The following is a 7980-nucleotide window of genomic DNA, read 5'->3' as shown; positions in this document are numbered from 1 at the left end:
ATAGGTGATGCCATTGCCGCCTAAGCCGGCCACGACCCAAACATTATCCATGTCCTCTGCCGGTGCGATATAGGGCAGACCGGTTGTGCTGCTCCCAAACGCTCCGGCCCATTTGTATTGGGGCTGGAGGCGTATATCCGGAACGAGCTGTTCCAGTTTCGTTTTGAGCGTTTTCGCCTTTGTATCGAGCAGCCGTGCGATCGAATGCCGTGTCTCGCTCTCTTCATCCTCTCCGCCCAGAATAATCCGGCCGTCGGGTGTTGAACGAAAATAGAGGTATGGGTCAGATGCTTCCCAAACCATCGTGGTCTTGAGCCAGTCCGGAATAGTGGCGGTAGTGTCTGAAGCGATTGCCCAGGTCGAAAGGATATCTGCCTTGGGTATGCAGACCCTTTTAGGCAGTTCGTATCCGGTACAGAACACTACTTTTTTGGCACGCACGACCACGCCATTGTCGAGCCTCAAACTCACGCCTTCTGGATCAGACAGCACATCCAGAACCTCGGCCGGAGAATGGATTGCTGCGCCTTTGGACGTGGCGCGCCGTAGTAAAGCGGCTGCGAGCTGTCCCGGGTTGGCGCAAGACGATCCAGTGCTGAGAATGGCACCTGTACGGTTGATGCCGTAGTTATCACGTAGGTCTGCTGCGGATAGAAACTGGCTGGGTAGACCCAATTCGCGTCGCGCATCGGTTTCGGTTGCAAGTGCCCGTGAACCGTATAGGTCGCCTGCCAGATACAAAGTGCTGCGATCTTCGTACGCACAGCGGATGCGTTCTGATTTGATCAGAGCCGTCAGATCGCACAGAGCGCGAAAGCACCGCGTGTAAGCTCTTGAAGCTTTCTCCGATCCAATTTTCTTGGTCAGTTCAACGAGAGGTAGATCGATTTCCCATTGCAGCATGGCAGTGGAGGCCAGCGTCGATCCGTAAAGGGGAGGGCGCCGATCGAGGACGAGAATGCGCGCAGGGCGGCCGAACGTCTCTTTGAGGCCAATGGCGGCAGATGACAGGGCGTGAGCCATAAAGGCACCGGTGATGCCAGCGCCGATCACGGCAATATCGACCGAAGTGCTTGCGGTCAGCGGTTTGGCTTCTACTCCCAGTGCTGATGAATCCGCCCAAAGCGAGCGCCCGGTTCGTAGGTCGCGTTCGTTTGTAGCCGAGGACATGGACGCACCGATCCTCACGCTTTCAGTTTGATTTTCTTTTCGATTTTTGCAGCCGCTTTCTCTTCCTTTTTTCGACGCTCAAAGACCTTGCGCATAAATTTGCGGTCAGCATCGGTCAGGATTTGTTTAGCGGCCACAAACTGCTCCTGCTCTTCCTCACCAATGTGGTGAAGGTATTCGTCCTTGAGAGCAGCGAAGCGACGTAGCCAGCCCGGAGACGCCATGTCCCGAGCTGCGAGATCCGCCAGCATGTCGTCCAGTTCCTTATGTTCGGCGACAGCGTGACGGGCATCTTCAGTGGTGGTGGGCTCGCGCAGCACAGTGGACCACAAGGCTTGCTCTTCGGCTGCAGCGTGTGATTTCAGTTCCCTTATCAGCTCTTGGAATAGCCGCTGTCTGTCTTCAGACTTGCCATGTGTCTGCTGGATCATTGCCAGCAGGGCGCGGTGACGATCGTGATCTTCGACCAGTCGACCGAATATATCGGGATCACCACGGAACGGTGTCTCCGGTGTCGAGCCGATACGAACAGATAGATCCGGAGCCATGTCCTGGGCCTTGGCGATTGCGTCTGCCTTGGCTTGCTGTGGTGTCTTGGTCGGCTGCTGGAGGTGAGCATGCTTGGGCATATTGATCTCCACACATAGGTTCAGGTGCTAGCTGGATAGGTGGGGTCTCCAAATGTGCGCATGAAGAAGCCTTCACCATTCCACTGACCTAAACCCAATCGGCACGGACTACGTTCCCCCCGCACCCTCTGATGCAGAAAGAACGGATGGTTTGACGTCTTACGGTGCGGCACCCGATCGTCAAAATTACCTAACAAACTCAATGCGATAGAGGCTTGGATCAAGGCCTTTGCGGACCTGGCCCCACCTCAATGGCATGGAGACAGGAGCGCCCGGTCGTCCGCGAGGGGAGTAGGGTGCGACAGCAGTCGCTTTGCGGTCGTTGCGTAGGTAGTCGATGAAGATACGGCCTTTACGCTCCTTTTTTGACATGCTGATCAGATAGCGGTCGGGTGCATTTACAGCCATGACGCGGGCGAATTCCCTGGCGAAGGTCTTGGCTTCTGTCCAGTCCATATCAAGGTGCTCGACATGGGATGTGACGTGCAGACCTTTGCCCCCCGTGGTCTTGCAGTGACTTTCGAGGCCTAAGTCCTTCAACCGGTCGCGGACTTCCTTGGCCGCTGTGATGACCTCGTCGAAAGCGACTTCCGGTGCGGGGTCGAGGTCAAAAATCAGACGTTCGACCTTGTCGTGCTGATAGGGCACACAGTTCCAAGGGTGGATTTCGACGGCGGCAAACTGTGCTGCCGCAATCAAACCTTCAACGGTATCGATACGGATATAGGGCTTGGGATCACCCTTGACCTCGACGGCTTCAATCAGAGGTGATTGGCCCTTCACAGGATGTCTTTGAAAGAAGCTCTGGCCCTCGATACCATCGGGCATACGAATGATGGAGCAAGGTCGGCCCCGAATGTGCTCCAGCATCTTCTCGCCGACGCGCTCGTAATATTCCGCTAGATCGCGTTTGGTGATGGCCGGGCTGTCCTTGGTCGCGGGCCATAGGACCTTGTCCGGACTGGATAGACGAACACCGCGCAGTGGGGCCTTTGTGCCAGTCGAAGTCATTGAGGCCCCCTGAGGATTATCAAGCGCGACCTCTTTGGGGGCTTTATCCTCCCGCAGTCCTTTGAACGAGGCCTGTCGGATCGCGCCCGATCCGGTAAAACCCTCAAAGGCGATTTCAGCAACTAGAACCGGCTTTACCCAATGGACTCCTGCAATGGATTTAGGGCCGCCGGGGAAGGGGCTTTTGTCCGTCTCGATGGCCTTCAATCTGGGCATGATTTGCTCGACGGTCTTGCGGCTGAAGCCGGTACCGATCCGGCCCACATGCTCTAGTTTGCCTTCGCGATAGACCCCCGCAATAAGCGACCGGAAAGCATTGCCCGTCGTCGCCCATCCGGCAATCACGACTTCCTGCCCTTGTCGGCACTTTGATTTCACCCAGTCGTCGCTGCGACCAGAGCGATAGGGTGAACTCAGGCGCTTGGAGATAATCCCTTCGAGATCGAGCCGGCAGGCCGATTGCAAAAGCGCGTTTCCTGTCGTCTGGAAGTGCTCAACATAGTGGATAGCGCCTTTGGCTTTGGCTAATCGCGTTTCCAGTTTTGCCTTGCGGTCTGTGAGAGACAGGCTGCGGATGTCCTGCTGACCATCGTGCAGGAGATCAAAGGCGTAATAGACAAGCGAGGCATCTCTTTCGCCGTCCAACACGTTCTGGAGCAGGGCAAAGCTAGGTTTTCCTTCGTCGTCCAGTGCCACGGCCTCGCCATCATAAATGCCGTCTTTAAGTCCCTTTGCAGCGGCGGCGATGGCGGGGAAGCGCTTGGTCCAGTCTGATCCTTTGCGGGTACGCAGGGTGTTGTTCCCTCCGTCGATCCGCAGTTGCAGCCTATAGCCGTCAAACTTGATCTCGTGCGCCCACACGTCTCCTGCAGGAGGGGATGAGATATTTGTAGCCAGTTGTGGCTCGATAAAATCCGGCAAAGCAGACGGCTTGACTGTCTTGGTTTTCGCTCGGGACTTTGTAGACGTTGTCGTCTCTAACTTTGCGCTCCTGCGCGGCTGGGTCATGTAGGGCGCAACATCGGCCGAAGCGTTTGAGGCGATCTGCTTCATGGTGCGCGTCGAGGCAACCGACTTGTCACGATCGCTAGGGCCGCCCTTGTTTCCCGTCTTGGCTGCGCTGTCCTTATGCTTGATCAACATCCATGGCTTGCCCTTCTCTCCAGTCTTAGGTTTGAGCCGGACCAGCACCCATGAGCCGTGCATCCGGTTGCCTTCCATGACGAACTTCAGTTCCCCTTTTTGTAGATGCTTGTCGACGTCCTCAAAGCCCGGTTCGGGTATCCATAGGCCGCGGTCCCAGATCATCACCGTGCCACCGCCATACAGATCCTTGGGGATAATGCCTTCGAAATCCCCATAATCGAGCGGATGGTCTTCAACCGCCATGGCCAGCCGTTTGTCGGCGGAATCCAGCGAAGGCCCCTTGGGCACTGCCCATGACAGGAAGGTTCCGTTCCATTCCAGTCGCAAGTCAAAATGCAGTTGGCTGGCATCATGTTTATGGATGACGAAGCGCAGATGGTCTGAGGCCGCGATCTCGGCACTAATACCTGACGGCTCTTCCGTTCGGGAAAAGTCGCGCATCTGGCGATAGGTGTCCAAGCGGGAATTGGGCATGCAGTCCTCCACCATACTAACGATCGTTATGGCTTTGCGCTCCACTGCACACAGTTTTCGGAGCCTTCAGTGAATCCATCCGGCGTCCTATGCGTTGGAACTGAGAAGGAGGATCACAATGGCCGCAATCGCACCCGAAAAGTTGAACCGTTATCGCGTCATGGCGATCGGATACCCGACGCGGATTGTCGAGGAACTGACTCTAGAGGCCGCAGCGGTCAGCTATATCGAGGATTGTGTAACATCGCCGCCGGTGCGGGAACTCAAGCTCTGGCTGGCCGATATTGAAGGTGGAAACCAACATTGCTTTCTTCTGGATACGGATAGCGGTGATCTGGAAACCTACGGCTGATCGAACTGTTTGCCGCAATGCTCGTTAGTAAGCAGCGCCCTTGGCAAGGCTGTTCACAAACGAGGTGCTCCCATGGCTCCCAGACCCAGTTGGCAAGGTCATCTAAAGCTGTCGCTCGTTACCTGTCCCGTTGCGCTCTATACGGCGACCTCCACGGGTGGAGACGTCCACTTCAACCTGATCAATCCAAAGACCAATAACCGGATCAAGATGGTCACGACCGATCCAGATACGGGACCGGTTTCGCGTTCGGATCTGGCGAAGGGATATGAGGTTTCGAAGGGTGAATATGTCCTTCTGACAGACGATGAAATTAAATCAGTCAAGCTGGAGAGCACCAAGACGATCGACATCGAAAGCTTCGTTCCGGCCAAAGACATCGACCGTATCTATTGGGACAATCCCTATTTCCTCGCGCCAGACGGTAAGATCGGTCAGGACGCCTTCAACGTCATTCGAACGGCCATGGAGAAGTCGGGGAAGATCGCGCTGGCGCGGGTCGTGATGTCCACCCGCGAGCGACTTCTGGCGCTGGAGCCACGAGGCAAAGGCATTCTAGCCTATACGCTGCGAACGGATGACGAGGTGCGCCAGCCCGAAGAGGTGTTTAGCGAGATATCTAACGCCAAGCCGGATGCAGACATGATCAAGATTGCCGAACAGATCATCGCGCAGAAGACGGGGCCATTTGATCCCGCCAAGTTTAATGACCGGTATGAAGATGCGTTGAAAGCCCTGATCGCCGACAAGCAGAAGGGCAAGAAGCCCGCCAAAGTCTCTGCCCCCAAGGACGACAATGTGGTCGACCTTATGGCCGCGCTGCGCGCCAGTCTGGACGCCAAGGCCGGACGCTCGGCGAGCAAGCCCACATCAAAATCGCCATCCAAATCAACGGCGAAGACCAGCAAACCGCGCGCACGAAAAGCAGGGTGATCTGCCTTGGGTCGCGATGTCGTCGGTAGAGAGGACATACCTGCCGGACTACGCTGGTGTTCGGATGAAATAGAAGGCATCCGTCGCAAACGCGCAGGTCGAGGTTTCTTTTATCTGGGGCGGGATGGCTCGCGTTTAACGAATGAAAAGCTGCTGGGGCGAATACGGGCCCTGGCCATTCCTCCGGCGTGGACACAGGTTTGGATTTGCCCGCACCCTAACGGCCACATTCAGGCGACGGGCCGTGATGCGCGAGGGCGTAAACAATACCGCTATCATTCAGATTGGACGAAGGCCCAGTCGGAGAACAAGTTCGCGAGGATGCCGGCCTTTGCTGCGGCTCTGCCAAAGCTGGAAGCGGCTATTGAAAAAGGCCTCGCGCGACGCAATTTTGATCAGGAAAAGATTGTAGCCACGGCGATGCGCCTGATGGAGCTAAGCCTGATCCGTGTCGGCAATGCCCGTTACTCGCGCGAGAACCGAAGCTTTGGCCTGACGACCCTGCGCAAACGCCATATCGAGATTAGCGGCGCTGAATTGCGCCTGAAATTTCGCGGAAAAAGCGGCATCGTGCATGACCTGAATGTTCAAGACCGCAGACTTGCCGCAGGCGTTAGGCGGCTAAATGAACTGCCCGGTCACACCCTGTTTCAGTATGTCGATGACGAGGGACAGTTCCGCGCCGTCACATCGGACGACATCAATGCCTTCATCCGGGAGAATATGGGCGAAGACTTCTCGGCCAAGGATTTTCGCACATGGGCTGCAACTGTGTGCGTGGCTCGCGCCCTTTGTGATACCGACCCGCCCACTTCGGCTGCGGACGCTAAGCGCAAGGCCAATAGTTGTATTCGCGAGGCGGCGTCCTTGCTGGGCAATACGCTCGCGGTTTGTCGCAGTGCCTATGTGCATCCGCGTGTTGTCGACTTGTTTGAGCGCGGCGCAATCGTCGATGCACTGCCGCGCACCTCGGCCAAGTCGTTCGAACGCGCGTTAGCCAAGGCCTTGGCAGTCGACGATTGAACGGAAGTCCGTCTGGAACAGGCGCGTGGCTAAAGGATTGTTTTTATAGGTTCAGCAGAACCGATCACCCAGGGAGATATGTACCATGGAGAACCGGTCATCGATGCAGGATCCGCGGCATCAATATCCTCGGCCGCCGTTTCCGGATCAGGAACAGACAGCGCCGGGTTTAGTAAGGCGCATGACACCGACTCCTGATCATGGCGAGACAAGCTATCGCGGGCATGGCCGACTGGCTGGTCGTCGTGCCCTGATCACAGGTGGCGATTCCGGTATCGGGCGCGCTGTCGCAATCGCCTTTGCGAGGGAAGGGGCCGACGTCGCTATATCCTATCTGCCTTCCGAGGAAGCGGATGCAGCCGAGGTCACCAAGCTGATCAAAGCAGAAGGCGTAAAGGCGCTGGTACTGGCCGGTGATGTTCGCGACGAGGCATGGAATGCAACCATGGTCGCACGGACCGTTGAAGCTTTCGGCGGGATGGATATCCTCGTGGTCAATGCGGGGCGCCAGCAATATCGTGATGATCTGTCGGAGTTTTCGACCAGCGATTTTGACGCAACTATGAAGACCAACCTGTATGCCCTGCATTGGCTATGTCAGGCGGCGATGCCGGTCATGCCAGCCGGTGCCACCATCATCACGACAGCGTCTATTCAGGCCTATGAGCCCAGTGACATCCTCTTGGATTATGCGACCACAAAGGGCGGCATCGTCACCTATACGAAGGCGCTGGCAAAACAAGCTATCGAGCACGGCATTCGCGTCAACGCAGTCGCCCCCGGTCCGTTCTGGACTGTGCTTCAGCCCAGCGGCGGTCAACCCGATGAAAAGGTCAGGAACTTCGGCGCGCATAGTGCCTTTGGCAGGCCCGGACAGCCTGTCGAGATTGCGCCCGTCTATGTTCTTCTGGCGTCACAGGAAGCCAGTTTTGTCACGGGTGAAGTGTGGGGCGTGACCGGTGGAGCTGGCATTGGCTAGCACGCGTTAAAGCAAGCAGAAGCATTGGAAATCGCAATAGTGATCCGGGCTTCCTAAGCACGGTTGGCTTTTCGTAATTCTCGTTGATCGAATTCATCGTGAACCTCCCTTCCGTCTATAAGGGATGCTTCTTAGAACCACTTCGTTCCAATAATTCGTGCACTTAGAACTCAATGGCTACGGACATACAGATTTGACAATCAAAGTCAGATCTTCAGAGGCTTTTAAAGCGTAGCTAGTTCTCGGTTACCAATTTGATGGCC

At 56.2% G+C, this 7980-nt stretch carries 7 protein-coding genes; 4 read left to right on the top strand and 3 right to left on the bottom strand.

What is annotated here, in order from left to right; all coding sequences use genetic code 11:
* The 3 genes from RSB01_RS12565 to ligD form a co-directional block, all read right to left on the bottom strand.
* A partial coding sequence (locus tag RSB01_RS12565; protein WP_332625580.1) for an FAD-binding oxidoreductase occupies positions 1-1170 on the bottom strand: 1170 nt, incomplete at its 3' end.
* A 14-nt stretch (positions 1171-1184) separates the two neighbouring features.
* Entirely contained in the window at positions 1185-1799 is a 615-nt protein-coding gene (locus RSB01_RS12560; protein ID WP_332625579.1) for a hemerythrin domain-containing protein, read from the bottom strand.
* A gap of 186 nt (positions 1800-1985) precedes the next feature.
* The gene (gene ligD / locus RSB01_RS12555) at positions 1986-4430 is read right to left on the bottom strand and encodes a DNA ligase D (protein WP_332625578.1); all 2445 of its coding nucleotides are present in this window, start codon (positions 4428-4430) and stop codon (positions 1986-1988) included.
* 118 nt (positions 4431-4548) lie between these two features.
* Here ligD and RSB01_RS12550 point away from each other — a divergent pair, with 118 nt between their 5' ends.
* From RSB01_RS12550 to RSB01_RS12535, 4 genes are all read left to right on the top strand, one after another.
* Positions 4549-4782, top strand: coding sequence for a DUF5961 family protein (locus tag RSB01_RS12550; protein ID WP_332591879.1), 234 nt, complete (start codon positions 4549-4551; stop codon positions 4780-4782).
* A 72-nt stretch (positions 4783-4854) separates the two neighbouring features.
* Positions 4855-5715 carry a Ku protein gene (locus RSB01_RS12545; RefSeq protein WP_332591880.1) on the top strand — a complete coding sequence of 287 codons (861 nt, stop codon included), beginning with the start codon at positions 4855-4857 and terminating at the stop codon, positions 5713-5715.
* 6 nt (positions 5716-5721) lie between these two features.
* A complete protein-coding gene (locus RSB01_RS12540; protein WP_332591881.1) occupies positions 5722-6738 on the top strand; it encodes a DNA topoisomerase IB in 1017 nt (338 codons plus the stop codon).
* Positions 6739-6823: 85 nt separating this feature from the next.
* The gene (locus RSB01_RS12535) at positions 6824-7717 is read left to right on the top strand and encodes an SDR family oxidoreductase (protein ID WP_332620483.1); all 894 of its coding nucleotides are present in this window, start codon (positions 6824-6826) and stop codon (positions 7715-7717) included.
* Positions 7718-7980 lie beyond the last annotated feature (263 nt).

This window comes from Brevundimonas sp. (genome assembly GCF_036659295.1).
GTDB lineage: Bacteria > Pseudomonadota > Alphaproteobacteria > Caulobacterales > Caulobacteraceae > Brevundimonas.
This window is presented reverse-complemented; position numbering and strand designations above follow the sequence as displayed.